This is a genomic window from Bacillus sp. D48C (assembly GCF_053345735.1).
In genome coordinates, this window is the sequence record NZ_JBKFAQ010000004.1 from 214,587 (window position 1) to 241,552 (window position 26,966).

At 34.6% G+C, this 26,966-nt stretch carries 30 protein-coding genes and 1 pseudogene; 9 read left to right on the plus strand and 22 right to left on the minus strand.

Annotated elements, in window-relative coordinates; genetic code table 11:
- Positions 1-82: 82 nt before the first annotated feature.
- The gene (locus tag ACLBXA_RS12970) at positions 83-628 is read right to left on the minus strand and encodes a GNAT family N-acetyltransferase (RefSeq protein WP_000779762.1); all 546 of its coding nucleotides are present in this window, start codon (positions 626-628) and stop codon (positions 83-85) included.
- 132 nt (positions 629-760) lie between these two features.
- Positions 761-868, minus strand: a complete 108-nt coding sequence (locus ACLBXA_RS12975; RefSeq protein WP_000540375.1) for a YjcZ family sporulation protein — start codon at positions 866-868, stop codon at positions 761-763.
- Between the two features lie 214 nt (positions 869-1,082).
- On the opposite strand from ACLBXA_RS12975, the gene ACLBXA_RS12980 reads away from it, so the two are divergent.
- Positions 1,083-1,217 (plus strand): hypothetical protein, encoded by a 135-nt coding sequence (locus ACLBXA_RS12980; protein ID WP_001177693.1) that lies wholly within the window; start codon positions 1,083-1,085, stop codon positions 1,215-1,217.
- 92 nt (positions 1,218-1,309) lie between these two features.
- Here the strand turns inward: ACLBXA_RS12980 and ACLBXA_RS12985 are convergent, their stop codons facing one another.
- On the minus strand, positions 1,310-1,870 hold the full coding sequence (locus ACLBXA_RS12985; RefSeq protein WP_000358711.1) for a PRK06770 family protein: 561 nt from the start codon (positions 1,868-1,870) through the stop codon (positions 1,310-1,312).
- Between the two features lie 186 nt (positions 1,871-2,056).
- On the opposite strand from ACLBXA_RS12985, the gene ACLBXA_RS12990 reads away from it, so the two are divergent.
- A complete protein-coding gene (locus ACLBXA_RS12990) occupies positions 2,057-2,257 on the plus strand; it encodes a hypothetical protein (protein WP_001038824.1) in 201 nt (66 codons plus the stop codon).
- A gap of 131 nt (positions 2,258-2,388) precedes the next feature.
- Here the strand turns inward: ACLBXA_RS12990 and ACLBXA_RS12995 are convergent, their stop codons facing one another.
- On the minus strand, positions 2,389-3,864 hold the full coding sequence (locus ACLBXA_RS12995; protein ID WP_447617240.1) for an MDR family MFS transporter: 1,476 nt from the start codon (positions 3,862-3,864) through the stop codon (positions 2,389-2,391).
- Positions 3,865-4,005: 141 nt separating this feature from the next.
- Here ACLBXA_RS12995 and ACLBXA_RS13000 point away from each other — a divergent pair, with 141 nt between their 5' ends.
- Positions 4,006-4,581: a TetR/AcrR family transcriptional regulator gene (locus ACLBXA_RS13000; RefSeq protein WP_086402440.1), complete on the plus strand. Its 576-nt coding sequence runs from the start codon at positions 4,006-4,008 to the stop codon at positions 4,579-4,581.
- Between the two features lie 293 nt (positions 4,582-4,874).
- Here ACLBXA_RS13000 and ACLBXA_RS13005 read toward each other — a convergent pair whose 3' ends face one another.
- Entirely contained in the window at positions 4,875-5,030 is a 156-nt protein-coding gene (locus ACLBXA_RS13005; RefSeq protein ID WP_000394753.1) for a hypothetical protein, read from the minus strand.
- Between the two features lie 296 nt (positions 5,031-5,326).
- Complete coding sequence (locus ACLBXA_RS13010) at positions 5,327-6,094, minus strand: TSUP family transporter (RefSeq protein ID WP_000348458.1); 768 nt, start codon at positions 6,092-6,094, stop codon at positions 5,327-5,329.
- A gap of 248 nt (positions 6,095-6,342) precedes the next feature.
- On the opposite strand from ACLBXA_RS13010, the gene ACLBXA_RS13015 reads away from it, so the two are divergent.
- The gene (locus ACLBXA_RS13015) at positions 6,343-7,128 is read left to right on the plus strand and encodes a TrmB family transcriptional regulator (protein ID WP_000384618.1); all 786 of its coding nucleotides are present in this window, start codon (positions 6,343-6,345) and stop codon (positions 7,126-7,128) included.
- Between the two features lie 159 nt (positions 7,129-7,287).
- Here the strand turns inward: ACLBXA_RS13015 and ACLBXA_RS13020 are convergent, their stop codons facing one another.
- From ACLBXA_RS13020 to ACLBXA_RS13045, 6 genes are all read right to left on the minus strand, one after another.
- Complete coding sequence (locus ACLBXA_RS13020; protein WP_000908107.1) at positions 7,288-8,136, minus strand: hypothetical protein; 849 nt, start codon at positions 8,134-8,136, stop codon at positions 7,288-7,290.
- A 115-nt stretch (positions 8,137-8,251) separates the two neighbouring features.
- Entirely contained in the window at positions 8,252-9,541 is a 1,290-nt protein-coding gene (gene dnaB / locus ACLBXA_RS13025) for a replicative DNA helicase (RefSeq protein ID WP_242297671.1), read from the minus strand.
- Positions 9,538-10,398: a DnaD domain-containing protein gene (locus ACLBXA_RS13030; RefSeq protein ID WP_000312179.1), complete on the minus strand. Its 861-nt coding sequence runs from the start codon at positions 10,396-10,398 to the stop codon at positions 9,538-9,540. The genes dnaB and ACLBXA_RS13030 overlap by 4 nt, the downstream gene beginning before the upstream one ends.
- A 197-nt stretch (positions 10,399-10,595) precedes the next feature.
- Positions 10,596-10,922: a nucleoside triphosphate pyrophosphohydrolase gene (locus tag ACLBXA_RS13035; protein ID WP_098900000.1), complete on the minus strand. Its 327-nt coding sequence runs from the start codon at positions 10,920-10,922 to the stop codon at positions 10,596-10,598.
- A gap of 144 nt (positions 10,923-11,066) precedes the next feature.
- The gene (locus ACLBXA_RS13040) at positions 11,067-11,906 is read right to left on the minus strand and encodes a toll/interleukin-1 receptor domain-containing protein (protein ID WP_061660157.1); all 840 of its coding nucleotides are present in this window, start codon (positions 11,904-11,906) and stop codon (positions 11,067-11,069) included.
- A 32-nt stretch (positions 11,907-11,938) separates the two neighbouring features.
- Complete coding sequence (locus tag ACLBXA_RS13045) at positions 11,939-12,583, minus strand: hypothetical protein (protein WP_061660156.1); 645 nt, start codon at positions 12,581-12,583, stop codon at positions 11,939-11,941.
- Between the two features lie 615 nt (positions 12,584-13,198).
- Between ACLBXA_RS13045 and ACLBXA_RS13050 the strand changes: the two genes are divergently transcribed.
- Both ACLBXA_RS13050 and ACLBXA_RS13055 read left to right on the plus strand, forming a co-directional pair.
- Entirely contained in the window at positions 13,199-13,564 is a 366-nt protein-coding gene (locus tag ACLBXA_RS13050; protein ID WP_061660155.1) for a type II toxin-antitoxin system RelE/ParE family toxin, read from the plus strand.
- Between the two features lie 148 nt (positions 13,565-13,712).
- Positions 13,713-13,982 carry a helix-turn-helix domain-containing protein gene (locus ACLBXA_RS13055; protein ID WP_098899998.1) on the plus strand — a complete coding sequence of 90 codons (270 nt, stop codon included), beginning with the start codon at positions 13,713-13,715 and terminating at the stop codon, positions 13,980-13,982.
- Between the two features lie 1,116 nt (positions 13,983-15,098).
- Here the strand turns inward: ACLBXA_RS13055 and dcm are convergent.
- Positions 15,099-16,382 (minus strand): DNA (cytosine-5-)-methyltransferase, encoded by a 1,284-nt coding sequence (gene dcm, locus ACLBXA_RS13060; protein WP_000241631.1) that lies wholly within the window; start codon positions 16,380-16,382, stop codon positions 15,099-15,101.
- Positions 16,383-16,722: 340 nt separating this feature from the next.
- Between dcm and ACLBXA_RS13065 the strand changes: the two genes are divergently transcribed.
- Complete coding sequence (locus ACLBXA_RS13065) at positions 16,723-18,114, plus strand: Sau3AI family type II restriction endonuclease (RefSeq protein WP_447617241.1); 1,392 nt, start codon at positions 16,723-16,725, stop codon at positions 18,112-18,114.
- A gap of 230 nt (positions 18,115-18,344) precedes the next feature.
- Here the strand turns inward: ACLBXA_RS13065 and ACLBXA_RS13070 are convergent, their stop codons facing one another.
- From ACLBXA_RS13070 to ACLBXA_RS13085, 4 genes are all read right to left on the minus strand, one after another.
- Positions 18,345-19,013, minus strand: a complete 669-nt coding sequence (locus tag ACLBXA_RS13070) for a BglII/BstYI family type II restriction endonuclease (RefSeq protein ID WP_061660999.1) — start codon at positions 19,011-19,013, stop codon at positions 18,345-18,347.
- A 138-nt stretch (positions 19,014-19,151) separates the two neighbouring features.
- A complete protein-coding gene (locus ACLBXA_RS13075; protein WP_242297673.1) occupies positions 19,152-20,120 on the minus strand; it encodes a tripartite tricarboxylate transporter substrate binding protein in 969 nt (322 codons plus the stop codon).
- Positions 20,117-20,794, minus strand: coding sequence for a response regulator (locus ACLBXA_RS13080; RefSeq protein ID WP_000921512.1), 678 nt, complete (start codon positions 20,792-20,794; stop codon positions 20,117-20,119). The genes ACLBXA_RS13075 and ACLBXA_RS13080 overlap by 4 nt, the downstream gene beginning before the upstream one ends.
- A gap of 19 nt (positions 20,795-20,813) precedes the next feature.
- The gene (locus ACLBXA_RS13085; protein WP_242297675.1) at positions 20,814-22,403 is read right to left on the minus strand and encodes an ATP-binding protein; all 1,590 of its coding nucleotides are present in this window, start codon (positions 22,401-22,403) and stop codon (positions 20,814-20,816) included.
- Positions 22,404-22,627: 224 nt separating this feature from the next.
- Between ACLBXA_RS13085 and ACLBXA_RS13090 the strand changes: the two genes are divergently transcribed.
- Positions 22,628-23,950, plus strand: coding sequence for an MFS transporter (locus ACLBXA_RS13090; RefSeq protein WP_000035834.1), 1,323 nt, complete (start codon positions 22,628-22,630; stop codon positions 23,948-23,950).
- A 140-nt stretch (positions 23,951-24,090) separates the two neighbouring features.
- Positions 24,091-24,297: pseudogene (locus tag ACLBXA_RS13095) on the plus strand (tyrosine-type recombinase/integrase); the annotation flags it as partial.
- A gap of 84 nt (positions 24,298-24,381) precedes the next feature.
- Here the strand turns inward: ACLBXA_RS13095 and ACLBXA_RS13100 are convergent.
- The 5 genes from ACLBXA_RS13100 to ACLBXA_RS13120 form a co-directional block, all read right to left on the minus strand.
- Positions 24,382-24,663: a hypothetical protein gene (locus tag ACLBXA_RS13100; protein ID WP_000242739.1), complete on the minus strand. Its 282-nt coding sequence runs from the start codon at positions 24,661-24,663 to the stop codon at positions 24,382-24,384.
- Positions 24,664-24,684: 21 nt separating this feature from the next.
- Positions 24,685-24,876 carry a DUF4176 domain-containing protein gene (locus ACLBXA_RS13105; protein ID WP_000639126.1) on the minus strand — a complete coding sequence of 64 codons (192 nt, stop codon included), beginning with the start codon at positions 24,874-24,876 and terminating at the stop codon, positions 24,685-24,687.
- A gap of 104 nt (positions 24,877-24,980) precedes the next feature.
- On the minus strand, positions 24,981-25,127 hold the full coding sequence (locus tag ACLBXA_RS13110; RefSeq protein ID WP_000620647.1) for a hypothetical protein: 147 nt from the start codon (positions 25,125-25,127) through the stop codon (positions 24,981-24,983).
- Between the two features lie 73 nt (positions 25,128-25,200).
- Positions 25,201-25,851 carry a Yip1 family protein gene (locus tag ACLBXA_RS13115; protein ID WP_000449709.1) on the minus strand — a complete coding sequence of 217 codons (651 nt, stop codon included), beginning with the start codon at positions 25,849-25,851 and terminating at the stop codon, positions 25,201-25,203.
- Between the two features lie 412 nt (positions 25,852-26,263).
- Positions 26,264-26,935, minus strand: coding sequence for a hypothetical protein (locus tag ACLBXA_RS13120; RefSeq protein WP_242297677.1), 672 nt, complete (start codon positions 26,933-26,935; stop codon positions 26,264-26,266).
- Positions 26,936-26,966 lie beyond the last annotated feature (31 nt).

Consider the following 26,966-nt stretch of genomic DNA (forward strand, 5'->3'; position numbering starts at 1 on the left):
AATCACGCTAAGCAAAAAATATAATAAGCTGTCGATATAGACAGCCCTTTACATAATTATCGTTATTGGAATCAAAATAAACTTACACATCCAAACTATTGATAATAGCTAATATTTGATGATCTGTCCATTTGCCATTAATCCTTATATTTTCTTTCGCTATACCTTCTTTTTTAAACCCCACTTTTTCTAATACACGAATAGGTGCTATATTATCAAGCATCGCTCCTGCTTCAATTCTATGTAGCTTTAATTCCCTAAAAGCAAAATCTACAACAAGTTGAAGAGCCTCTGTTGTATAGCCCTTTGCATTATGCTCCTTATCTAAAGTAAATCCCGTATAACAGCTTTGGAGGTCCCCCCTAACAATTTGAGTTAATGAAATGTCTCCGATAAGCTTATCATTTTCTCTTAAAAAGATTCCAAAAGGGTATACTTGCCCTTCAGCTGTCTTTTTTAGAGCTTGTTCAAGACGTATTTTTTGATGTTCTTCTGTATAAAAAACTTCTGGGAGCAACGGGCAAACTCTTTGAAAAAATTCGCGATTTCTAATATGTAAGTTAGCTAACTCGTTAGCATCAGCAGTTTTATAAAGCCGAATATAAATGTGCTTCCCTACTAGTTTCATAACATCCCTCCAACATTTTTATATGTCTAATGAGGCAAAAGTATACCATATACTTTATACGGTTGGCTATTGTCAGGAGTCATTTTGTACGAAAGAAAAGACACTCTATATGAGTGTCTTTTCCAATAGTTTTTAGCAGAAGCAAGAAGCTCCAACGATGATTAATAAAATGAATAACACAACTAATAAAGCGAAGCCTCCCGAGAAGCCACAACCGCCACAACTACCACCATAACCCATAATAGTTCCTCCTTTAGATAAGAGGGGAAAACTAAGGTTCACTCATGTATTTTAATGGATTCGTTTCATCTTATGTTTTTCCGCATTGATTGAGCAGGTCCTTTCGAAAACTATTCACATATTAACTATATTTTTAAAAATAAATAATTCGACTATATCAATAGATAGATAAATTAATATAATGTATTAATCCTAAAAGAAGGGAGGAATAGCCATGCAATTAGTTTGTTTTAAAATAGTAAGTGGTCAGTATTTCTTGTTTGTAGAAGGTATTCAAATTCCTGTACCAATTCCAGCAGTTGCTGCAGCTTTATTAATTGGTTTAGGAGTAATTCCACTTTGTTCTTAATGTAAGGAATTCGGATCATTCCTATCTTTCAATTGGAAAAGCCTCAAGTATATGAATACTTGAGGCTTTCTTTATATCAAAGAAAAAACACCTTACAGCGCTTGAAGATCTCCTGATTTAACTAATGCGGCCGTTACATCATCACCGAAAGTATTGAGACAGAATACTTGCTCGTCTACCTTATCCATTACTGTAGCTTCACCTATCTCGCCACCTTGAAGTTTAATAAAATAGTTATGTTCTTCTAAAATTTTACTAAAATCTCTATTTGCCCATCTTTCAGTAATTGCTAATAGCTCTTCTTTATTCTTGAAATTGTTTCCGTTTAGAATGTTTCTTACTTTCTCTGCATTCTTTTTAGACATAGGAATTGCTCCCTTTCCTTCACACGCTTTTACTTTTTGATGAGTCATGCTATGCATAGCTGAAATAACTTCTTCTTCAGCAGAAGTTACTGTAATGTGAAGTTGTGCATTTGAACCTTTAACTTCTGCTTCATTCGATAGTATGTCTTCTTTATCAACCTCTGCAAAAACATGGTCCTCACTCCCAAGCGGGACTTCAGCAAACTGTAACATTCCATAAGTTATACCAGTTGCAAGTACTACTACCCCTATAATAGATGCTAGCCAATACGTTAGCTTCTTGTCCATCTTCATTTCCCCTGTCTTCGTTTAAATATCTTAACTAAATAATACCATATTTAATTCCTTTTTATTGAAGAGTCTCTAATTTCTACTATTTAAAAATATTCTCATCGTCTAATGCAATACGATATAATCATTTTATAATACAAAAAAATCATATTCTCATTCCCTATTTTTTTGGAGGTGATTGTCTTGAATAAAAACATCAATCTACTTCTTCAAATAATAATTGGAATTATAATCATGATCGCACCTATTCTCATAACAGGATCTATATACGATGTCACTAAATCATTTGGTGAACTATTAGTGGCAGAACTTATTATAAGAACACTTTCTCTCATTATTGGACTTTTAGTTATTAGTACGGCTTTGCATCGTTATTCTCAATAATTATTCATGTTCAAAAAATACAAATATTTTACATACCAATTCTTATGTATAAAGACACCCAAAACAAGTGTTACGAAAAAAATATAAAAAAGACATCTTTTCTAGGGAAAGATGTCTTTTTTATATAAACCTTAATGTTCGTTCTGTAAAACCCTCGCTGCCTTTACTCCTTCTTTCTCTTCTTTTAAGAATAACGATACGATAAATGCAACAATAATAAAGATTAACCCAAGTGCAAATGCACCTTGGAACCCTGACGTTAAACCGTTTAACTTCTCTACTGGATCCAGTGGATTTGCGGAGCTTTCCATATAGCTAGTTGTTCCTGAAGACATTTTCGATATGAATATAGCTGTACCAATTGCGCCAGCTACTTGTTGCAACGTACTAAATAGTGCTGTTCCGTGCGGATATAAATCTGGTGTTAATTGATTTAAACCGTATGTTTGTGCTGTCATGACAAACATGAGTCCAACCATTAATACGCTATGCATGACAATAATTTGTACCATTGATGTATCAGGAGTAATGCCTTTAAATAAGAACATTGCAATTCCTACTAAGACAATGCCGGGAACGATAATAACTTTCGGACTAAATTTATCAAATAGTTTACCTGCGATTGGTCCCATTATGGCGCTAATAACACTTCCCGGAAGCATGATAATTCCTGATTTAAAAGCTGTAACGAGTAAAACGGTTTGCAGGAACATCGGTAATAAAGTCATCGTTGAAAATAGCGACATCATCACAATGACAATTAATCCAACTGATAATGTAAACATCGGAACTTTAAATGCTCGTAATTCTAAAATTGGATTCTCAATTTTCAATTGTCGAACGGCAAAAATACATAATGAGATAAGCCCAACAATTAAAGTGCCATACACTTTTGCATCGGACCATCCTAAATCACCCGATGCACTAAAGCTATACACAAACCCGCCAAATCCTAACGTCGATAAAAGGATAGATGGATAATCTACTTTTGGCCTTGTTAACTCTGAAACATTTTGAATGTACTTCATCCCAATCATAATGGAAATGATCACGATCGGAATAACAATATAGAATAACCAGCGCCAATTGAGTGAGTCTACGATTACTCCAGATAATGTAGGACCAATTGCTGGAGCTGCCATCATGACAAGTGCGATTAATCCCATTGTGGCACCACGTTTTTCAGGCGGACAAATAAGTAAAATCGTATTCATTAATAACGGTGAGATTAACCCCGTCGCTACAGCTTGGACGATACGGCCGATTAATAAAACGGAAAATGTCGGTGCGAATCCCGCAATTAATGTACCAGCTAAAAACGTTACCATAGCGATCAAAAACATTTGTCTCGTTGTGAGCCATTGCTGAAGTAACGCTGTAATTGGGACTAAAACCCCAACCACCAACATGTAAGCTGTAGAAAGCCATTGAATCGTTGAAGCTGTTACATCAAATTCTTTCATTAATACCGTTAACGCATTACCAAGTAATGTTTCATTTAATAATGCAACCATTGCCCCTAAAAGTAATGCAATTAAAATAGGGGTATGTTTCATATTAGAAGTATCAACTTTGCCACTTGCTGGGCTCTTAGTTGTCATATTCATTTGCAAATTCTCCTCCTGTTTCTTACTAAAAAACTTTAAATACACCAGAACACATGTAATATAATATACATATGTAGATTAAAAAGGGAGAATCAATTTTCAGCCACTGTATATTTAATCTACAAAAAAGGAGAATTGTAGATGAACGATAATGAAAAACAAATTGATTTACGTATTAGACGTACACATAAATTACTATGGGATTCCTTATTTGAATTAATGACACAATCAAAACAGAAATATAGTACGATCACAATTAACCAAATATGTGACCGCGCGATGGTACACCGAACAACCTTTTATAAACACTTTGAAGATAAAGATGCTTTATTAGCATTTGGATTTAAACGATACAGCAAGATGATTGCTGAAATACCCGTTTCAGATCGATTAAGTAAACCATTTCAAGTAATGGAACAATTTCTACACCATGAAGAAATCGGTAAAATATTAGAAACGCAAATGTCTGATGAACAATTTATTAACCGGACACAGTATTTAAGTCACGAAACGAGAAAACAAGAAATAGAAGCGTTACATCAACTGCGCAAAAATCATACGATGCCAAATGATCTAATCATTGAATTTTATTCAGGGGCAATTACCTCATTAAGCGCATGGTGGTTTAAAAATGAAAGAAAAGTTTCTGCTGCTGAAATGGATAAGTATCTCCACCAACTTATTAACCGGGATATTTTTCAGTTTGAAAAAGAATAAGACTACACCTTTTCAATCATGCAATAAAGTGAAAATTTAATCGGCCCTCACCAATCGGACTTTAACGGACAGCCCGACCCCCACCTAACTTCTTTGCTTCCACTGAATTTTGAGGTGGGGGTCTTACTGCCCGTTAAAGCGGGATCAAATTGACCACAAAATAGGAATATGATATATTTTCCGTAGAATACTATATAAGTATGACATCAAATAAAATGGCATATAATAAAAAGAAGAGATGCGCTAACATCTCTTCCCTAACTGCTACCGCTTAGGGTGGTGGTTATTATAAGCTATTTCTTTTTGCGGAACCCACCCTTTTGCTTGTGACGGCGCGGAGTGGGTTTTTTGTTGTCCTTATCCAGAAGTTGCTTCCGCAAAAAATACGCTGAAACTTCGCGCACAGTCGCTTTGACAAACTCTTTTACAAGGTCAAACAAAAACTCCATATTATCACCTCCTTTCCTTCCGAATAGAAAGAAGGGATAACCATCCACCCTCACAATATGCAGTTGACTTTATTTTATCAAATGATTGTAAAGATATTATGTAAACAAAACAAATGAAATTTTACATAGAAAAATATGAGTTTATATTATTTTCATTCTCTTCACTTAGATTTTCTTTTTAGATGCTATCTTCAAATAAGGTAGCATCTAAAAAATGTTAAAAGGAATCTCTCCTTAGTATCTTCTTATACTCGATGTAGTTTGCATACTTGACCTTTTCTAAGTTCTTTAATTACTTACTGAATATAGTCATACAGATTTTTCGCTAACAATAAACAAGTTACCGTAATGAAAAGAGCACGAACATACCCGCTCCCTTTTTTTATAGCAAATTTGGAGCCAACAATCCCTCCAGCAATTTGAGCAATCCCCATTATAAAACCATACGCATAGTTTACTTGCCCTACATACATAAACATCAACAATGCACCAACATTACTTCCTAAATTAAGAAGCTTCGCATTACCTGCTGCTTTTAAAAAATCATACCCAATAAATAAAAGAGAAAACATTAAAAATGAACCTGTTCCAGGACCTAGAAATCCATCATAAAAACCAATAGCAAAAACAAAAAAAGTAAAAATAATGACGTGTCGACCAGACAATTTTTTATGAGTGGAAATACTACCCCAATCCTTTTTGAATATCGTATAAATAGCGACCGCACCAAGCATGATCAGCATTAATGGCTTCAATACTTCTGGATTCATTAAATGAACAGTCCATGCCCCTATTATGGAACCTATGAAAGTGAGCGGAACTAATTTAAACGCCGATTTCAAATCAAGATTACCAGAACGATAAAATACAATATTACTAGTTGCACTTCCCATTGTCGACGCTAGTTTATTCGTAGCTACTGCACTTGCTGGATTCAGTCCTGTAAATAATAAAGCTGGTAAAGCAATGAGTCCACCACCACCTACAACTGAATCAATAAATGCAGCTACAAATCCAAAAACAATCAAAATCATTAATACAGATGGGTCTAAATAAAAATCCATACTATTAACCTCCCCTTTAGTCACTATTCGAATAGTAACTAATAATTTGCTAAATGTAAACAGTTATTGTAACGTTAAAATATAAAGTGAAACTTTAATCAGTGGGGCCACTGATTATTAGTTGAACCAATCGGGCTTTTACGGGCAGCCCGACCCCCACCTAACTTCTTTGCTTCCGCTGAATTTTGAGGTGGGAGTCTTACTGCCCGTTAAAGCGGGATAAAAGCAAACATCGGAGGACGAAAAAAGTGGACTACATAGTGCAACAGCTTAAAAAAATTGGTTTCAATGAATATGAAGCTAAATCTTATGTATCTCTTGTTAAACAAGGGCCTGTCACAGCCTACCAAGTGAGTAAGGATTCGGGTGTCCCAAGAGCGCGAATTTATGAGATTTTAGGTAACCTTGTAGAAAAAGGAATTGTCATGAAGGAAGAAATAAATGACACCACTCGCTATTCACCTCTACCTGTTGAAATCTTTTTACAGAAGGCGCAAACAGAATGGCAGTCTACTTACGAAGGAATAAGTGATTCATTAAAAAAACTAGAAACTTCCGAGGAAAAAACGGATAATCGAGTGATTACTTTAAAAGACAATCAAACAATCATTAGCTATTGTCAGGCATTAATAAAAAAAGCAGAACGACGTATTGTCATTTCAATGTGGGATGAGATGTATGAAGCGTTAAAAGAAGATCTATCTGAAGTAGCTGATAAAGTTACAATACAAGGTATTACCCTGCATGTTGAAAATCCAATTAAAAATCTAGAAGCCCATCGCATAACACCTTATACAGAAACCTTGTCTACAGAACATTGGTTTATTTTATCGATAGATTCTAAAGAGATGATTTATGGACCATCACTTGAAGAGCGTAATATTGCTTTTTATACAGATGACCCCGTTCATATATACTTATTAGAGGATTACGTATGGCATGATGTTTTAGTGAATCGACTTGTCCGACGTAGCCAAGATGACTTGCAGCAATGGATCACTGCGGAGAGAAGATCTTTCTTTATGGGGAAATAAGGAGTATATTGAAGAGCAAATCAAAAAGTTTGCGTATTAAACCTAACAACTTCTCCTTATAAAAATAGCCAACTATTACATAATAGTCGGCTATTTTTATATAAATTTATACAGACACTGCCATTTTCCCTTTGCAAAATATTCCCATTAATGCAGCGATTAATGAGATAAACGCTTCTCCCACTCTTTCACCTTTTCAATTGTTACATCTAATTTCTTAGCCACTTCCTCTATACTCATTCCTTTAAAGAGCATTCCAGCTGCCGAAAGGGCTTTATCAATTTCTTCTTGCTTCTCCTGTTCATATAAACGGCCCACTTTTGTCATCCGTAACCACTCCTTTACTTTTTTCGCGTAGTCTTCATCAATAAATTTATCTGTAGCTACAAGAATTCCGGCAATAACTTGAATTTGTTCTTGCTCATCGGAGATACATTTTGCTACTTCTATCGTCTTCTCAATTAAAATTTGTCTTTTTTCTCTGCTATGCATAAGTGGTACAAGTATCAATTTCATGGTTTCTTCATCCGTCAAAGATTTTCCTTCTTCCATTTTTTTAATAACCTTTTGAAGGATAGCATCACCATTATATTCGCTTAGTAAAACCGCTTTGGAATTTAAACGTATACTAGATACATCTATTTCTTCTATTGGATTCATTACCTCACTTGTATAAATAACCACGATTCGAATATCCGGTAACTCTTTATTCTTATTATAATAACGATACATAATTTGATTTGCATAATCCATATACTTCAAATGGTTTTCAAGGAAACGGGTATTACTTTCATACTCTAACATTAAAATTGAACCATCTTCCATTTCAAATAAAGTATCTGAGCGCCTTTGATCTGCACGAACTCTCGAGAATTCATTTAATAACAGCTCTTTTATTTTTGGAAAGCCTTTTAATCCATATGCTTCAAGCCCTTTATCCCTATAACATTCACTTAAAAACTTCATAAGAATATCTTTATTATGATAAGAAATATCATTCCCTGCCAATAGCTAATCCCCCTTAACTATTAGTTACCATTTTCTTTATTATATAACTTATGAAATTAGCATTACAACTTTGGTTCACATGCAGATACTATTTTCAAAACAACTTGCCCTTTCACTACTTTACCCCCTCCACAAACTGCCCAAACTCCTTCAAAAACCTCAATTTAAAACTCCCCACAGGCCCATTCCGATGCTTTGCCACATGAATCTCCGTCATCTCTTTCTGCACCGTTTCCTTATCATAATAATCCTCGCGATACATAAGCATAATAACATCCGCATCTTGCTCAATTTGTCCTGTCTCTCTTAAATCAGATAAAAGAGGGCGCTTATCTTGCCGTGCTTCTACCGAACGAGATAATTGTGACAATGCTACTACACAAACATTTAATTCCCGCGCTAATAACTTAAGCTTACGAGAAATCTCACTAATCTCTTGAAATCGATTTCCCTTATGCTTCGGATCGCCCGTAATAAGCTGCAAGTAATCTACAATAACTAAAACCTTCTTATCACCATGCTTCCTCTTTAACTTACGAGTTTGCATCCAAATATCTTGCACCGCAACACCTGCGTTATCGTAAATCTCAAATGGTAATTCCCCGATTTCCGCAAACGCCTTACTCACCTTTTCCCAGTCCTCTATCGCAAAACGATGCTTCGGATTTTTCAGCCTACCTCCTGACACTTCAGCTATGCAAGACGCCATCCTTTTTAACAATTGCTTACTACCCATCTCTAACGAAAACAATCCAACCGCCACTCCAGACTTCGCCGCATGCAGTCCAACATTTAGGGCAAACGCAGTCTTCCCCATCGAAGGACGCGCACCAAGAACGACAAAATCACCTTCCTGCAATCCGCACGTCATTTTATTTAGCGATGTATAACCAGTCTCAATACCAGTAATCTCTTTCGCATCTTGATGAAGCTCTTCATATAAATCAACTAGCGCATCCTTCAAATCAAACTCACATACACAGTCCTTTTCCTCTAACTCACAAAGTGCCGTAATCGTCTCACCAATAATTTTCTCATTCTTCTCCGTAATAAGACGCTCTCCCATCTTGTGCCCGAGAACACCCGCCTGATACATTTTCCAGGCACCTCGAACAAGCCCCTCATAATAAGAGAAGTTAGCAATTGTAGGCACACCATCCATTAACCCTATAAAATATTCCATTCCCCCGATCCCCTCTAAAAACTTCGGATCTACCCTAGAAATGAACGTCACAAGATCAATCGGTTGCCCCTCTTCTTCCATTTTCCGCATTAACTGAAATATAGACTTGTGCACTGACAGAGAAAAATACTGCTCCGTCAAACGGCACTCCTTAATAAGCTCTCCATCAATTAATAGAGAACCTAACACCGTCTTTTCCGCCTCCACATTTTGAATACTCATGGCCGCCACCCGCGCTCCGCTAAAAAGCGCTGCAACTCTTCCTCAGACGGCGCATTCTTCTCCCACTCCTCACACCTCGCCAAAAACTCCTCCGTCTCCCCCGTACTAACAGACGACTCCTTCTTCCGAAAGCTCGCCGTATCCGCCTCAACCTCACACACTTTCGTAAATCCTTTCCCGTGCCACCCTCTCAAAATCCCCTTCACATAAGCAACCGTCCGCTTATTATTCTCAAACGCAATTTGAAGAGCCTTCAGCACAAGCTCCTCTGACAAATCTTCCATCCACGCACTCAGTTCCTCCACAGTATGCGGAGACAAACTACCGAAATGCTCCTCATAAAAAGAAAACACGCGACGTCCCGTTTCCTCCTCTATAACCTCTTCTTCCTCTGTCTCCTCGCAAACTGGCTCGACATCATCCACAGCCAAATCACTCGGCATGCCGAAATGCGCTAACAGCATCGGAACATTCAGCTCTTCCTCAACGCACTTCTGAAGAAACATATGTACAAACTCCTTATTCTTCACACCCTTAAGCTCACGAAGCACACACTTCTCCACATTCGTATTCGTCACCGGATTATAACGAAGCCAATTTAAAACGAATAACTCCCGAGTATCCGCATCATAAAGAATCTTCCCATAATCAATGAAGCGCTGCACAAGCTTATCAACAGTCTCTCGATTATAACCCGTCTCCATCTCAGCTAACCGCTTCGGAAAAGGAAAAATCCCACACTGCGTCGTCTTCGAACAAGTTAATAAGTACACATAAAAATACCGCTCCTCCGGCGTCAAATCCAAAACAAAATCATCCTGCCAAAAATTCACCTGCACAGTACGATATACCGCCATCCCAATTCCTCCCGTCCTAATTCAAAAATGAAAAATTCCTCTTTGTACTATATATAGGAAGGAGGGCCGGGTTTTTGGCGTGTTATTTCAAATTTTTTTTCGACTCCTACTACGGTGTTTGTTGGTGTTTTTGTTTTGTTATGCTTTTTCTTAGTGATTTATTACTTGGTAGGGGCTTGTAAGGGGCTTAGGAGGGGCTAATTATCGGTTACTTCAATTAGAAACACTCGATCTGAAAAGCCACCTCGTTCTTCTGCTTTCTTTTTTCGGATGTTGTTGATTTCTTCTAGTGTTGAGCCCTCGTGTTCGGCTAGGGCGTTGATTAGTTCTAGGAGATCGGATAGTTCTTCTAGTTTATGTTCTTTTGTGTCTGCTTCTAGATATTCGGTTAGTTCTTCTTGTGTTTTTTTGCAGAGTTCCTCTATGTATTCATCTTCGTTTAGGATTCTAGTTGTGGGTGTTTTTCCGTTGGATTTTATTATTTGTGGGATTTTGTTTCGGATTAGTTTGTTGTAGGTTAGCATGTGGGTTTCCTCCGTTAGGTTTTTCTTCTATTATAATGGAAAAGCAGTTTAACTGGCTGTTAAACTGCTTTATTGTTTCTTTTATATTGTTTTCTTCTTTGGGTATAAAGAGAGGGGAATTCAATTTCTCCTTTTATAAACACCTTATTTTATACTCTCCATATATCTTTTTAATGTAGGAATTATCTCTTTAGCTATTGTTTCTAAATCTTCATTTGTACGTTTTAAATACTTAATATCATCGAATAAAAAGTCTATTTTTTCTATATCAACATCTTGATGAACCACAGCAATGGTTAATACATCCCGTTTTGAAGCGTATCTATTTGCAAATTTATTTAGCTCTAAATCGCACCAATTAGAATTAATAAAATCATTTGTAATCCAAAAAATAACTCCTGTCGACTGTTTAATTCCTTTTTGAATTGCCTTGACAATAGATTCACCATAATCAATATTTACTTTATCAAACCATACAGGTAATCCAGCACCATTGATGTAAGGAATTAAATCTTCAACCTCACTTTTATTTTTAGAAGAGTGACTTAAAAAAATAGGCATTTGATTTCCAAGTGGTTTATCTATAATATAACCTAGCTTTTCTATTTCACTTTTCTCAGCAAATGGGAATAGAAATTCACTTTTCATCGCCTTTTCTACATCACACTCTCCAACTAAAGTTTGACTATTAAATCTTCTATTACCTATCTCTTGCTGTAATTCATGGAATGTAATATCTGGACGATAACGCAAACCTTCTCCTAGCATCAAATTTTTCATAACCTCAATATGGTCTTCCTGAGGATTATCGTAACTTAATACAATATAAAATTCTAAATTATATGGAATTGAATTGGTCAATAAATTTACCATCTGAAGAGATGTCGCATCTTGTTCACTTAACAACTCTTTCAAAGCTGGGATTAATGGTTTTCTTATACCATAATCGCATTCCCAAACATAATCTTTATCTAATTTCTTCATATTCTTCACCCAATTTTATATAAATTTAATAATTAGTTATTAGCAAATATATTATCAAGCAATTCCGACCTTAATTTATTCTTATACCCCTCTGCTACATCAAAATATCTATCATACCTGTTTATTTTATACGCATAAATTAAATTCGAACGATTATCAGTACCTATAATATAGATTTTTACACCTCTAATTGCTAAAATATCCCCTAAATTTTCAACATTATCATTTGTTGAAGTAATTGCAACTTTTTCATTAGGAAAATATATTCTCGGCTCAGCATTCTTACCATCAATTCTTGGACGAATCTCAACGTCGACTAACTTAGAAACAATTTTCAACCCTTCTTCATTAATCTCCAGTGTAAATTTTGGGTCTAACTTCTTTAATAAGTAAATTAGTGGAGTAATTATAGAGTCAGATTCACTATGATAATTCTTTAAACATTCAATCAAGGTATATTGAACCCCTTTTGTCTCAATTATTTGGTAAAGTTCCTCTTGAACATTTTCAGCAATAATAAATTTCTCTATTGCTATAAAATTCTTTTCGATAGCCTCCCTAATCAAAGACTTATATTCATCCTTATAAACCGCTCCTCTACTATCGTTATAAAGAACCTTATAATTAAAATCTTCACCTACTGCAGCCTGCTTAAGAAACAATTCTTCAATGTCCAACTTACTCAGCCCCTTTTATATAACTCTAATCATTTTACATTTCCAAAATTTATCATCATCCTTATTATAGCAATTTTTCATAGATTTATTGATTAATTCTTTGATATTAATTTGAAACTTAAATGTACTAATAATTCTCTAAGAGAATTACACTTTCAAAGTTTCTTTTATATAGAAAAAAGACACCCTTCGTGACTGCTAGGTGTCTAAAAAACATTTTATACTTTATATATGTCACCATTAATCAACAGCAGTAATTTTAGATCTTCTCTTTATAATAATATCAGCGAAGTAGTACATTATTGCTTATAAAAATCCTTCCGCGACACATATAAGAAAGACTTTAATTATAGCTACATTGATACTAAAAAAAGAAAACATCTTATCACATAGCCATCTTTTGGTGAATTTCAGACCTTTTTATGTATAGGTTTATAAATGTAAGATATTTTTCAGGTACTTCTACATAAATGAGTGCGTTGAAGACGAAAAGTTGGTATGTGGGAATATTTGAATTTGATAAAGTCAGAGGTTTTCCTCTTTGACCTTTGGTAACATGTATGTTACCATCAAAAAGAATTACTATAAAAATTCCATACAGAGGAGACTGAGAATATGGGGAAAAAACGTATTACTCAGTATCCGAATCTCGTTTTTGCAGAAGCGGTATTAGCAATGATCAATGCTCCAAGTGAGGAGGTAAAAGTGAAGGTAAGAGAATCATTATTTTTGTTAAATGCTAATGGAACAAATAATGATCATTTGCAGGGGCGAATTGAAATGACACATAGAGATAAAATTTGGGAAATGAAATTTAAAGATAAATCCAAAACAGAGTGGCGGATTTTGTTTAAAAAGATTTCTCATAAAACTAATCCGCCGCAATATGCGCTGTTACATATGTTTAGAAAAACAACCAAACCTATTACAAAACGAGATTTAGATACTGCAGAACGTGTTGCTAAAAGAGAAGGATTTTAATCCTTCTCTGGCAGTGACACCCTAAAAAACTCTCGTATGGATTAGAATATAATTGCTTGATAAAGGAAGTTACAGAAATGGAGTGGAGCTGAATCGGATGTATTGGAAAGAATGAAAGAAATTTAATTAAAGGAGTGGATTAAAATATATGAAAGAGGATAGCAAAGAGTATGATATCTCCGAATTCATGGATGTTCCTAAAGAGTATTATTCAATATCAGAGCCTAAGCTTGAAATAACAGAAGTAATAAAAGAAGCTTTAAAAGAAAAAAACTTATCAATTAGAAACTTAGGTAAAAATATAGGGTTGAAACACCCTCAAATTATAAGAGTTACGAGTGCTAATAATTACAATATAGATACTTTGCTTAAAATATTAGATGGATTAGATTTAAAAATAGAGATTAAACCTAAATAAAGAGAGAATAGACTAAAAAGCATACCTGATTTAAGGTAATATACAAATGATTTTTTCGGGAAGATATTAAAAGAAAATATTTGATAGGTTTTTGATATAGCGGATACTCTAAGGAGATGTACAAATGATTTTTTCGGGAAGATATTAAAAGAAAATATTTGATAGGTTTTTGATATAGAAAATAAACATTATGAAACGTTATAGACACAGTTAATATATTTTAATTAATGTTTTTAGCTAAAATTATTAATAAGAAAAGGAGGTGATATTTTCCCATCACCTCCTTTTTATTTTGAAAAATAATATCTGGTTAATCTATTTTCAAAGTAATGTAAATCCAGCTTAGACAATCCTATTTTATCTCAAATCCATAGTAGCTATCTGGCTCAACAATGAATCTATAGAATTGTCTTTGAATTCAAATTAAACTTTATTAAGTGCTATATAACGATGTGAAAAACGTCAATTTTAAAATAGCATATGAAAGCATATACTTTAAGTCGTAATTAACTATGACTATTAATCAATATTTAATTTCTAAATAACATATAGGAGTAACAAAGTACATACTGAAAGTAAAATCGTATTTTTTATTACCATCAACTATAATAATTTTGAATTTCCATTCTTTGCAGGTTGTTTCTCTTACCATCGCTAATGAAAATGCTCTCGAAATGTACGTAGAAAAAAATGTTTCTGAATCAGAAATCTAAATATAGAGAAATCCTTCTATTGAATCTGGAGCCATAAAAATTGTACAGAACGGTTATGCAAAATAAAGAATTACAATGCTTTATTTTAACTTCACGTCTAAATACCTATAAATATACATTCTATGATGTTTTTTCAAATTATTAATTATCATTAATAATTTGTTTATGATTTCCTGTTAAATATATTTAATCTGACATGTGATATTTTAGATAATAAAAAAGCACTCTAATAGAGTGCTTTTTTATTGTTCTTGATTTTCTTCTGGCTTCGTAGGACCAAAATAAAAATAACCCTCCATTTTCTCGAAATACACTCTCTCAATTCTATTTATCCGCTTCGTACATTTATTCTTTACAAAAAAAAGTATAGTGAACTAATTCACTATACTCCTTTCTTCATTTATTAAAATAAACTCAACTGCACAATACTATCCATCTTCTCTTCTTCTTCGTTAATCTCTAAAATCCTTTGACCCATTTGCTTCACCAAATCAACCACTAAAGCATTTCCCATACAAAAGTATCTGTTTCTTTGTGGCATTCCTGTATTCGTCCAGTCCATCGGGAAGCCATTTAACAATTCACATTCAACTGGTGTTAAATATCTTAGTCTTTTTGTATAAGGATCTTCGATTACATGTGAACTCCTATTACATGTTCCTTCACTTGTTAACATTGTACGTCCAGGCTTATTTAAATCATCCGGGAAAGCCATTCCTCCCTCAGAATAGAAATATTTATGCCCCGTCGCCTTTGATACTCTTTCTTCTTTTTTAGGTCCTTTAAGGTACTTAAGTTCCTCAAATTCCGTTCTTCCCTTTTTGTTAACCTTATCCATTTTCAAATAATATGATTCATCTGCAGGACCAAATTTATCATATACTTTTTGAACAACTTCACCTAAAGTCTCTGGACTTTCAGTTACTGGAACTAATTCTTCCGTATATACTTGTCCATCCATCATTACGCCAGAATTATAGTATTCAGCTTTAAATGTATCAGAAACCTCAATAATATCGACCGGCAACTCAAATTGCCCTCTTTTTTTGTTTTCCTCAGGCGCTTCATGCACTTTAAAAATCGGAGCGAAGAATCCATTTTCACACAATATCTCTAAAGGCTTCATTTTACTTTGAACAGATGTGAAATGAGATTCTTTTAAATACGCAAAAATAAATACTCTTCGTCTTCTTTGAGAATTTCCATAATCAGCAGCGTTAATGACTCTCCATTCCACTACATAACCTGCATCTCTAAAGCTAGCCAGCATAATAGAAAAATCACGACCTCTTTGTTTTGCAGGTGACTTCAATAATCTATCTACATTCTCTAACAAAACAAATCTTGGCTTTCGAGAATTAACTATATTCATTATCTCCCAAAAAAGAACACCTTTTTTCCCTTGTATTCCTTTTTCATTCGATAAAGTACGTGCTACAGAATAGTCCTGGCAAGGGAATCCTCCTACTAATAAATCATGCTCAGGTATTTCCGGCCAAGCTTCCGCTATATCTCTATTTACATGTATTCCTTTATTTTCAAAGCGAGTTGCATAACAATTAAATGCATGTTGTGCTTTAGTTGAGGGCTCCCACTGGTTTCCCCAAAGAACTTCAAAGTTTTCGTTTGCTTCTAGTCCTAATCTAAAACCTCCTACTCCCGCGAAAAGTTCTACTACTTTCACCATAAATACACGAACATCCTTTCGGTATTTTATTTATCTATGCTTCATTATAATAAAAAGTGAGGAAAAGATCAACTATAACATTTCAAGAACCGTACTTTTTTGTATTTCCTTGTTTGGCTTGTACCAATTAAGAAAATTGTTCGCACTTTATCAATATTATAAAGGACATAACTCATATTGAATAAATTCAATATAACTGTTATCTAATAATATAAACTGTCTTTTCCCTCTTATAAATTTTACTTATATAAATTTGAAACAGCTTTTTATTATAGCATAACTTTAATATGTATTGTTTAAAATCATACACCGCAGCACTGGATACAGAAAGGAGATTATTATGGACTACACTACAATAGAAGAACTAATGAAAAAAGCACATGAAGCTGAAGGAAAAACATTTGGTGAAATCGACACAACTGACCGACTCGCAAATGCAAAATCAAAAGGTGGGCTAGGGCAAGTAATCGAGGAAAGCTTCTTTGGATATGAAGTAAATTCAAACGCAGAAGCTGACTTTAAACACCTTGGTATTGAACTCAAAGTAACTGCATTTAAACAAAATAAAAACGGTTCATTATCAGCCAAAGAACGGCTAGTCTTAAATATTATCAACTACATGGAAGAAGTTCATACACATTTTGAGACATCAAGCTTTTGGAAAAAAAACGAAAAGCTACTACTAATGTTCTATGAATGGGTACCTGGCGTAGACCGTAAAGATTTTCATATTACAAAAAGCCTTCTGTTCACCTATCCTGAAGCTGATTTAGAAATAATTAAACAAGACTGGGAAACCATCGTAAATAAAATTCGTGCCGGCAAAGCACATGAATTATCTGAAGGTGATACAAACTATTTAGGAGCTTGTACAAAAGGTTCCAATAAAAATTCACTTCGCTCACAACCGCATTCTGAAATTCCAGCAATGCAAAGAGCTTTTTCGTTAAAGCCTTCTTATATGACAGCACTAGTTCGCAGGTATCACCTAAACGAAGAACTAGTAAATTTTACAACAACAAATGAACTAAAAGGAAAATCTTTAGAAGAAATCCTTTATTCAAAATTTGAAAATTACATAGGCTTAACTGATCAAGAAATCGCTCAAGAATTATCTATCGAGTACAAACCTACAACCAAGAACTTTGTTCCATTACTAGTAAGCTCTTTACTTGGTATTAAAGGAACTCGACTCGATAAAATTGAAGAATTTGCAAAAGCCAATATAGAGTTCAAAACAATTCGTTTAGAACCAAACGGAAAGCCAGAACAAAGCATGTCATTTGAAACGATTGATTTTCATCAATGGACAAACGAATCATGGGAAGAAAGCGAAATTCGAGAACGCTTCTATCAAACCAAATTTTTATTCGTAATTTTTGAATTTAACCAAACAAAAAAAGAAAACCCAAACCGTAAACTCTACTTTAAAGGCATTAAGCTTTGGAACATGCCTGTCCCTACAATAGAAAAAGAAATACGTGAACTATGGGAAGAAGTTAATAAAGTTATAAATGAAGGTATTCAAATTGAATATAAAAAACGTGGTGATAAAGTCGTCGAAACAAATAACCTACCAAAAATAAACTTCAACGGTGTCGCGCATATTAGACCAAAAGCCCGCAACGGTGCCGATAAAGTAACTTTACCTGATGGCCAGCAAATTACAAAGCAGTGTTATTGGTTAAATAATTCATACATAGCTAATATTATTACTGATAAAAAATCATAAAGATTTAATTTATAAAGAAATTACCATTCATGATAAAAAGCAGATATCAATTTTATCCCTAAAGATATCTGCTTTTATCAATTTGTTACGATTTTACAAATAGTATCTCTAATGACCGATTATCTAGTTATTCCAACATTAATTGAAGTTGAAATCCCTAATAATATAATTAATAATTGATGAATATTTAAAAAACAATCCCAATAAAAATAAGTACTTTCCCTAACCTTTTATACTTTTAAATCATTTATGTATCCTTTCACTATCTCACAATGCTGAGGATATGTATCTTTTAGTGCTCCTTTCAAAACTTTTAAATCTTCTGTAATATCTTTTACATTCCAGGCTGTAGAGCCATCATCAAAAAGTCCAATAACTAGTGTTGGAACAGTAACAGATAGTTTTGCAGCTGGTATTTCCCTTATTGTTTTTTCATAATTTGAAACACCACTATCAATTCTCTTACAAAGTTCATAAGAAGGAACAATTAAAATACATATATCTGTTAAATCATAAGAAAAGCTGAGTTGAAACTTGAAGTAGTTACGATAACTGGAAGCAACGTTACCAAACTCAACTTCAATTTGAAGTTTAAGAATAACTTCTCCTGTATCAGGATCAATATAGTATTTTCGAAAATCAGAGCGTAATGCATCATCAGATGTATTCGGTGTAGCTCGAGGCTCTTTTTCCCAGCCAAGCTCTTCGAATCTCAAAAGAAAATAAGTATTCATTATCTGCTGTATAACTTCCAGCTGTGACTGACTGCCCGATTTCCCCTTGTATATTGGAACAGGGCAATCACGACAAACCATTATCAATTCGTTATATGCAGCTTCAAAACGGGGATGTTGCAAAATCTCTTCTGCATACCTATAAGAATATGTTTCTACTTTCATTTTTCTATCTCCCTAAATATCTTAGTTACAATACTTCTCTAGCATTTAATTAATTTGCTACTCCCAAAGTATACCTTAAAATTCAGCATTATTAACATTGAATATACTAATTTTTACAAACAAACCAATAGAAGGGTGTTAATTACTAAATCTAACCATCCCCCCATACCACCCACTACTCTCCTCCAAAAACCCCCTACTCTCCCCACTATCCTTATAATAAGAATTCCAACCCCGCTCCCTCAAAATCCCCTTCCAACTATCACTCTCCACCATCCGTTTAATCACACCATCCCAATAAGCAACCTCTTCCTCTGTCATATCTTTCGGACCCATAATACCTTTCCAGTGCTGGAAGATAACGTTGATTCCTTGTTCTTTCCATGTTGGGATTTCTGGTAGTCGGTCTAGCCGTTTTGGTGCGGATACGGCTAGTATTTTTATTTTGCCGGATTTGTATTGTTTTTCGGCTTCGGATAGGGTCATGGTTGCGGCGCTGATTTGTTTGTTCGTTAGGGCATTTATGATTTTTTCTTTGTTTTCGTAGACGAAGAATTGTAGTTCGGCAGGGTTTATGCCGAACGCTTTGCTTACTTGTACGAAGGATAGGTGATCGTCGTTCCCTAGGCCGGGGGCAACGCCGATTTTGAAGTTTTTCTTATCTTGTTTTAGTTGTTCCATGAGTTGTTTTGCGTTTTCTATGTTTGATTCTTTTGAGACGACAACGACTTCCCAGTCCGATGCGAGTGTTGCGAGCGGTGTGAAGTCTTTATATGTTAGTTTACTGTGGCCTAGTAGGTTGTTCGTTATGAGTAAGCTTGAGTTGATCGCGAGTACGTGACCGCCTTTTTGTTTCGTATATTTCCATCCGACATCACCGCTGCCACCAACTTTGTTTGTGACAGTGATTGGTTTTGTGAAGATTTTTTCTTCCGTCAGTGTTTTTTGCATCGCTCGTGCTGTTAAGTCCCATCCTGCTCCTTGAACGTTCGGCGCAACGATTTCTACTTTGTCGATGTTTACTTTATTTGTTTCGGATTTCTCCGAGGAACAACCAGCTATTACTCCTGTCATGATCCATATACATAGTAATAATCGTTTTTTCATAGTCCTCGTCCTATGCGATATTTTCGTTCTGGTCGTCCGATAATGCCGTATGTGTACTCTACTGTGCATTCGTTTGTCGCTACTAAGTATTCTAAATATCTTCTTGCGGTTGTTCTGGATGCACCCATTTGTTCTCCCATTTCTTCTATTGTAATTCCCTCTTCGAACCCTTTTATAATGCCTTTCACTTTTTGCAGTGTTAACGGATCCACACCTGTCGGTAAGTTTTTTATGTCTTGTATTTGCGAAGTGCCGAAAAAGTTATCGATGAGTGCTTGATTTACTTCATTGTTACTATGTAATAATTGCTTCTTTCTTTTATAGTCTTCAATTGTGCGAACAAATTTTTCTAACGTGACCGGTTTTATAAGGTAGTTACTTACGCCGTTTCGAATTGCTTTTTCTAGCATATGGTTTTCATTTGCCGCTGTAACCATAATGACGTCAACGTTTGGAAAGTCAGCATGAATTTTCGGTAATAAGTCTGTGCCGATTCCGTCTGGTAAATAATTATCTAATAGAAGCAAATCGATTTCTTCCTTTTGTAATAGTTCCATCGTTTCTTTCGCGTTCAATGCTTTTCCAATCACTTTTACGTCCTTTATTTTTAATAAAAACTCTTCCTGAATTTGCGCGACGCGAAAATCATCTTCTGCAATTGCAACCTTCAACATATGCCCATCCCCCTGTTTGTCATGTACTTTCTCTCAATGTTTTCGGAAGGTAAATTGTAAAAATAGCTCCCCCATTTTTCTCGTTTTGAATTTCAATTGTTCCCCCTAGTAGATCTACCTTTTCTTTCACGTTTGCTAGTCCGTAACCACGATCATTTCCTTTCGTTGAAAAACCTTTTTGAAAAATGGTCGTTATTTTTTCTTCTGGTATCCCTATCCCGCTATCTATCACTTCAAACACAATGTCATGCCCAATATCCGTAACAAAGAAAGAAACATTCTTCTCCTCTCGTTCACTCACCGCATCAAATGCATTGTCGATTATGTTTCCAAGGATTGTAATAAGGTGCGAAACTTTTATATGGTCTGGTAACGGATGAAGCGCACTATCTCCTTCAATATGAAAATCAATTTTCTTCTCAGACGCTGTTCCGATTTTTCCTAATAAAATAGCTTGTACTTTCGCATCGTGAATTTGATGGAATAAAATGTGGTTTTGGCTTTGATGAATGTTAGATTCTTGCTGGATAAATTCAATCGCTTCTTTGTAATGTCCTAGCTGAAGTAATCCTGATAAAACGAACAGCTTATTTGTGAATTCATGTGTTTGAGCGCGTAAGTCCTCCGAATACTTTCTTACCTCAGATATTGTATTCACTAAGTTTTGCAGTTCTGTTTTATCTCTAAAACTACATACAACTCCTACCGTACTGTTATTTTCAAGTATCGGTGTCATGTTTAAAATAAACACTTTATCTTGAAACGCGATTTCTTGATCGTTTTCTAGCACTCTTTCCATATTAAATTCTGGTAAAACTTTTGAAATGTGTTGCTGCATATAATCATCATGTACATGCAGCATTCCTTCTGCCGAGGTGTTCATCATCGTGATAAGGCCATTTTGATCAATGGCGATAATTCCTTCTTTTATAGATAGTAGTATTGCACTTCGTTCCCGGTATAGCGCTGCGATTTCATTCGGCTCTAAACCGAGTGTATCTTTACGAATACTACGTGCTAAAAGAATGCCACCAATGATTCCAGCTAGTAATACACCTAAGGAAAAGAGGATAATTTCTTTCGTTCTGCTTAATATGTTATATTCGATACCTTTTATTGAAAACTCTACTGTTACAACGCCTACTACTTGATCGTAGTCTTCGTTATGAACAATAATAGGTGCCTTTGCCATTAAGGCTAGACCACTTTCACCATTTCCTTCAAGCGTATAGTACCCTCCAAAAGTGAGTGCCTCATAGTTATACGGGTTGTTACTCTTTGTTCCAATCAACTCAGAATTAGAATGGGAATACATAACCCCATAGCGATCTTCCACAATTACATAATCCGCACCAGCTTGCTCACGAACTTGTTCCGCAATGGATTGAATGCTACTTTTATGTTCGTTATATTGAAAAGCATCTTTTATAGCTGGCATAAAAGAAAGAGATTTAGCCGTTTGCAGTGCTAGCTGTTCCACTTGACGTTTCGTATCAACGGACTGAATGTAAACAAATATTCCTGCTAATAGGAGAACGACAAATAAAATTAACGTAATAATTAAGCTTACTATTTTCGTTTGCAATGATACTTTGCGTGATTTCTTCATATTTCATATCCTTTGATAAAATATTCAAAACTATCAATCTCCTTTTTCTATTATTATGACAAAACTGAAAATGAAGCAACTATTAAAAATATCCATGTACATAAAGTACAAAAAGAATAAAATTGTCATAATATTGAGATTTAAAATAAAGAACAGTACAATTCAAATACAATGAACACGCTTTCATATATACCTTTTATTACTAAGCAAGAGGAGGAATTAGTATGGCTCAAGCAAAATCTAACCGAGTCGCCGGCAATATCTTTAAAGGTTCTGTCGGCAATTTAATTGAATGGTACGACTGGTACGTTTACTCTGCTTTTGCTGTTTATTTTTCAGCAGAGTTCTTTCCTAAAGGTGATCCAACGAGTCAATTACTGAACACAGCAGCTATTTTCGCAGTTGGATTTTTAATGCGCCCTATCGGCAGTTTGCTAATGGGACGATATGCAGATCGGCACGGACGCCGGGCAGCATTAACTCTTTCCATTACGGTTATGGCCGGTGGTTCTTTAATTATCGCCTGTACACCTAGTTACGAAAGCATTGGGATTATGGCGCCGATCATCTTAGTTCTTGCCCGTTTATTACAAGGATTATCACTTGGCGGAGAGTATGGGACTTCCGCAACATATTTATCTGAAATGGCTAGTAGTGGCCGCCGTGGTTTTTATTCAAGTTTTCAATATGTAACGCTCGTTGCTGGACAAATGGTTGCGTTAGGCGTTCAAATTGTTCTTCAACAATTACTAAGCGAACCAGATATGAAAGCTTGGGGATGGCGTATTCCGTTCATTATTGGAGCAATGGGCGCAGTAGCTGTATTATGGCTTCGCCGCACGATGGATGAGTCGGAGCAATTCTCAAACATAAAATCACAAAAACGCGAAAGCGCAGGAACCATTAGCGCTCTTATGAAACATCCGAAAGCTGTATTAACAGTAGTCGGCCTAACATTAGGCGGCACTGTCGCATTTTATACGTACACAACATATTTACAAAAGTTCATGGTAAACACAGTCGGCCTTCCGAAAGAAGTTGTAAGCTGGATTAACTTTGTCGCACTACTTATATTCGTCGTACTTCAACCGATTGCAGGACTACTATCTGATAAAATCGGACGCCGTCCACTATTAATGGCTTTCGGTATTCTCGGAACGTTACTAACAGCACCGATCTTCTTCTTCATGGAAAAAACGACAGAACCAATCGTAGCATTTTTACTCATGATGGTCGGCCTCATTATCGTTACTGGTTACACATCAATTAACGCAATTGTAAAAGCCGAACTCTTCCCAACTGAAATTCGCGCACTTGGCGTAGGTTTACCATATGCACTAACAGTTGCGATATTCGGTGGAACAGCTGAGTTCATCGCATTATGGCTAAAGAGTATCGGAATGGAATCACTATTCTACTTCTACGTAGCTGGATGTATTGCAATCAGCTTTATTACGTATTGGCGTATGGATGAGTCATCGAAGACTTCGCAGATTGAGGCGGAGCTTGGTGGTGGGGATAGTTTAGTTAATAATAAATCTAGTTAAAATTATGTATTCTATGTTCTTCGTTTACCTGAACTCGATTTGCTTTATCTAAAAAAGCATAATTCATTAAGATATAATTTAAAAACCTCTACTTATATGTAGGGGTTTTTGTATGACGAAAAAACACGTATTATCGATAATTGCAAAAAGCCGGAGATTTTGCCAATGTAGAATCCATTGGTACTCACACCATGCGAAAAACCTTCGGCTATTGGTTCTATAAACAAACAAAAGATGTTGCTATGTTACAAGAAATTCTTAACCATAGCACACCACACATCCCCCTGAAATATATTGGAATTAATAAAGAAGAAAAAGATAATATTCTTGATACATTTCAAATTTAATTCACTTAAAATTACTATTTCAATCATCATAAAAAAGACCTTTTATTTTAAAATAAAAGGTCTTTTTTTATAAACATATATGTATTAAGATTTATATTTTTTTACTGTACAAGGAATAGTTACAATGTACAAATCTATAGCATAGATTGTAACCCAGATACCTTTACCTTCAGCTTCTAACTTTTTATCTAGTTGAGACAAATGCTCTGAAACTTTTCTTTTTCCCCATCTTCTAGGAAACCATTGAAAAACCTTAGGAACATTATATTTTTTATTATACCAAGTATTCAATCTCCAAAAAATGAAAAAAACCAAAACAATAATTATGATACGAAAAATATCAGAATATGAAATTCCTAAAACCATATTATATTTTCTCCATTTCCACTAAAACTCAGATAATTTACTTCTTAATTCTAATTCATCCTCTGTTTCGAAACCCTTAAATAATAAATGAATTATTTGATTATGATTAAAAAACACATTATATTCTTTTGATAAATTACCATGAGGATATGGACAAGAAACATAATCGCATAATTTATTATCAGCTTGTTGTTGCTTTCTTCCATAAATCATAAGAGGTTGATTAATTTCTTCTATAAGAGCTACAGAACCAATTGGTAATAATTAGCCTCCAATTGGAAAATAAGGGACAAACAAGGACAATCTACTCAGCTACCCTAAGATTTTAATGGTTTAATATTTTGATTTTCAAGTTTTCCTTCACAAATTCCTGTTAACACTGATAATAAGAAAAATAGGCCGTAACGAGCGATCAATTTGATCATAAAGGTCATACGCTTCGCCAAGTGGAACATCCGAATCATGTGGCTGTTCACCCTGTAACAATTACTAACAGCAAGTAGAAAACGTTTGGATAAATAAAAAGCAAATAAATTATTAAAAGATTGTAACCCCTACTATAAGAAATACTATTATTACTAAAGGAAGAATGATAATCATAAAGGATATTATTATTGTTAATAATGCTTTCCATGCTGAAAATTGGTGTGCTTCCCCTAAACATTTTAAGGAAATAATGATTGTCCAAATTCCAATAACTATATCAATTATGGCAAAAATAAGAAACAAAATCGTTAAAGTTATGCTACTATCCATTTCCGGTGTCTCACTCGTAAAGTTTTCTATCCCAAACAAGAAAAATGAAGGCACCCAAACTAATATAAGAGAATAAACGTAAGGGATATAAGAATAGGCAACTGAGTAACGTGTTTTTTCAAATGTACCTTGTCCACCAAGTTTTTTTGCCACCCAATTAAATAACGCTGGTAGCAAAAAATAATAAATTAAGAAAGCAACGAAGGTACCGAATATAACCATTGAGATTATTGAAACTGGACTACTTATTGAATCCCCCACATTTTTAGAAGATGCTCGATCTAAAGTCTGTACGAATGAGCCTAGTAAAATGAGTAAAAACACATTCTTAGGTTTGGATATAAAAATTTCTTTCATTGTATCACGTGGTTTTATCCAAATGGAGAACCAAGGATTAAGTGCACGTTTAAATTGATTTTCTGGAGTTTCCATATAAAAAACATTCCCCTTTCTTAAAACATATTAAATGCAAATCCCTAATTATCCCAATTTTGTACATATAAATATTAAAGCATAAATAGTCGATTATTTAAATGTAAATAATCAATTATTTAATTTCATCTGAAACTTAGGGGGAGTGCTTCTTAGCAATTACCTCTATATTTTCTTACATTTTTAACTATGGGCTGATTAGTTACTTTCATTTTTGAGTACCTCACATTCTTTAATACACGGGATAAACAGCTATAATCTTATCATCAATAAGAACAAACCTAATTTCCATTCCTTCAGATGTTTTACCAGAATATAATCTTCCACTTATACATCTTTTATTGCTATAAGCCTCGTGAATGGCTTCCATAAGAAGAATGCAATTATACACTTGAAATGCAACAAATCCTCTTTAAAAGCCTATACGTATTTTCCCTCCATCTTCTATATGCTTACGTAAATAATAATACTTATGGAGTTCTATAATCATATAAAACAAAGCAAACGAAAACACTGTGCATGCAGACATAAATACAATTGCCCCCATCTGTTGTGTTGCAATGCTAAGAATTATATTAGCAATTAACTGCCCCAATCCCGCTGCAATAGCTGCTACTTTTACACCACCAGTTTCTTTCGATGATTTTGATTTTTTTCTTGGTTCCTGAAGTTTTTCAATATGATTTTTATAAAAATGATACAAAGCGAAACTATACAAACCAAATGAAAGAATAAAATAGATGGGAGTTTGTAATTGTAACACTTCATAAGCATATTTTTGAGTTATAACCAATAATCCGACTGAACATATGGTGCCATATACTCCTCGAAATAGAGTGTATTGTAATTGTCGTTTCCGAGGATTGATAGCAATCCATATCGCCCACAAATTTAAAAAAACAACTGGAGGAGTTACTATATATACATAGAGTAATTGAAAAGGATTCGCGAATGCAGGCAAAAGAACAAACACGTCTGCCCCCAAAAGGACAAGAACAATTACGTGGACTCTTATTTCATTTACAGCATAAAGAGTCATATAGTATTCAAAAACTTTTTTATTAAAATTTATACTTTTTTTCATGTTAATTAAACCACCCTGCTACTGTTGACCA

Excerpts from the sequence above, each read along its gene's own strand:
- ACLBXA_RS13085 (WP_242297675.1), bottom strand. The coding sequence starts at position 22,403 with ATGAAGAAATCACGCAAAGTATCATTGCAAACGAAAATAGTAAGCTTA.
- ACLBXA_RS13120 (WP_242297677.1), bottom strand. The coding sequence starts at position 26,935 with ATGAAAAAAAGTATAAATTTTAATAAAAAAGTTTTTGAATACTATATG.
- ACLBXA_RS13040 (WP_061660157.1), bottom strand. The coding sequence starts at position 11,906 with ATGAAGAAATTAGATAAAGATTATGTTTGGGAATGCGATTATGGTATA.
- ACLBXA_RS12995 (WP_447617240.1), bottom strand. The coding sequence starts at position 3,864 with ATGAATATGACAACTAAGAGCCCAGCAAGTGGCAAAGTTGATACTTCT.
- ACLBXA_RS13075 (WP_242297673.1), bottom strand. The coding sequence starts at position 20,120 with ATGAAAAAACGATTATTACTATGTATATGGATCATGACAGGAGTAATA.
- ACLBXA_RS12980 (WP_001177693.1), top strand. The coding sequence starts at position 1,083 with ATGCAATTAGTTTGTTTTAAAATAGTAAGTGGTCAGTATTTCTTGTTT.
- dnaB (WP_242297671.1), bottom strand. The coding sequence starts at position 9,541 with ATGAGTATTCAAAATGTGGAGGCGGAAAAGACGGTGTTAGGTTCTCTA.
- ACLBXA_RS13100 (WP_000242739.1), bottom strand. The coding sequence starts at position 24,663 with ATGGTTTTAGGAATTTCATATTCTGATATTTTTCGTATCATAATTATT.
- ACLBXA_RS13090 (WP_000035834.1), top strand. The coding sequence starts at position 22,628 with ATGGCTCAAGCAAAATCTAACCGAGTCGCCGGCAATATCTTTAAAGGT.
- ACLBXA_RS13065 (WP_447617241.1), top strand. The coding sequence starts at position 16,723 with ATGGACTACACTACAATAGAAGAACTAATGAAAAAAGCACATGAAGCT.
- ACLBXA_RS12970 (WP_000779762.1), bottom strand. The coding sequence starts at position 628 with ATGAAACTAGTAGGGAAGCACATTTATATTCGGCTTTATAAAACTGCT.
- ACLBXA_RS13080 (WP_000921512.1), bottom strand. The coding sequence starts at position 20,794 with ATGTTGAAGGTTGCAATTGCAGAAGATGATTTTCGCGTCGCGCAAATT.
- ACLBXA_RS13030 (WP_000312179.1), bottom strand. The coding sequence starts at position 10,398 with ATGGCGGTATATCGTACTGTGCAGGTGAATTTTTGGCAGGATGATTTT.
- ACLBXA_RS13105 (WP_000639126.1), bottom strand. The coding sequence starts at position 24,876 with ATGATTTATGGAAGAAAGCAACAACAAGCTGATAATAAATTATGCGAT.
- ACLBXA_RS13005 (WP_000394753.1), bottom strand. The coding sequence starts at position 5,030 with ATGGAGTTTTTGTTTGACCTTGTAAAAGAGTTTGTCAAAGCGACTGTG.
- ACLBXA_RS13035 (WP_098900000.1), bottom strand. The coding sequence starts at position 10,922 with ATGCTAACCTACAACAAACTAATCCGAAACAAAATCCCACAAATAATA.
- ACLBXA_RS13050 (WP_061660155.1), top strand. The coding sequence starts at position 13,199 with ATGGGGAAAAAACGTATTACTCAGTATCCGAATCTCGTTTTTGCAGAA.
- dcm (WP_000241631.1), bottom strand. The coding sequence starts at position 16,382 with ATGGTGAAAGTAGTAGAACTTTTCGCGGGAGTAGGAGGTTTTAGATTA.
- ACLBXA_RS13110 (WP_000620647.1), bottom strand. The coding sequence starts at position 25,127 with ATGATTCGGATGTTCCACTTGGCGAAGCGTATGACCTTTATGATCAAA.
- ACLBXA_RS13115 (WP_000449709.1), bottom strand. The coding sequence starts at position 25,851 with ATGGAAACTCCAGAAAATCAATTTAAACGTGCACTTAATCCTTGGTTC.
- ACLBXA_RS13070 (WP_061660999.1), bottom strand. The coding sequence starts at position 19,013 with ATGAAAGTAGAAACATATTCTTATAGGTATGCAGAAGAGATTTTGCAA.
- ACLBXA_RS12985 (WP_000358711.1), bottom strand. The coding sequence starts at position 1,870 with ATGGACAAGAAGCTAACGTATTGGCTAGCATCTATTATAGGGGTAGTA.
- ACLBXA_RS12975 (WP_000540375.1), bottom strand. The coding sequence starts at position 868 with ATGGGTTATGGTGGTAGTTGTGGCGGTTGTGGCTTCTCGGGAGGCTTC.
- ACLBXA_RS13055 (WP_098899998.1), top strand. The coding sequence starts at position 13,713 with ATGAAAGAGGATAGCAAAGAGTATGATATCTCCGAATTCATGGATGTT.
- ACLBXA_RS13010 (WP_000348458.1), bottom strand. The coding sequence starts at position 6,094 with ATGGATTTTTATTTAGACCCATCTGTATTAATGATTTTGATTGTTTTT.
- ACLBXA_RS13000 (WP_086402440.1), top strand. The coding sequence starts at position 4,006 with ATGAACGATAATGAAAAACAAATTGATTTACGTATTAGACGTACACAT.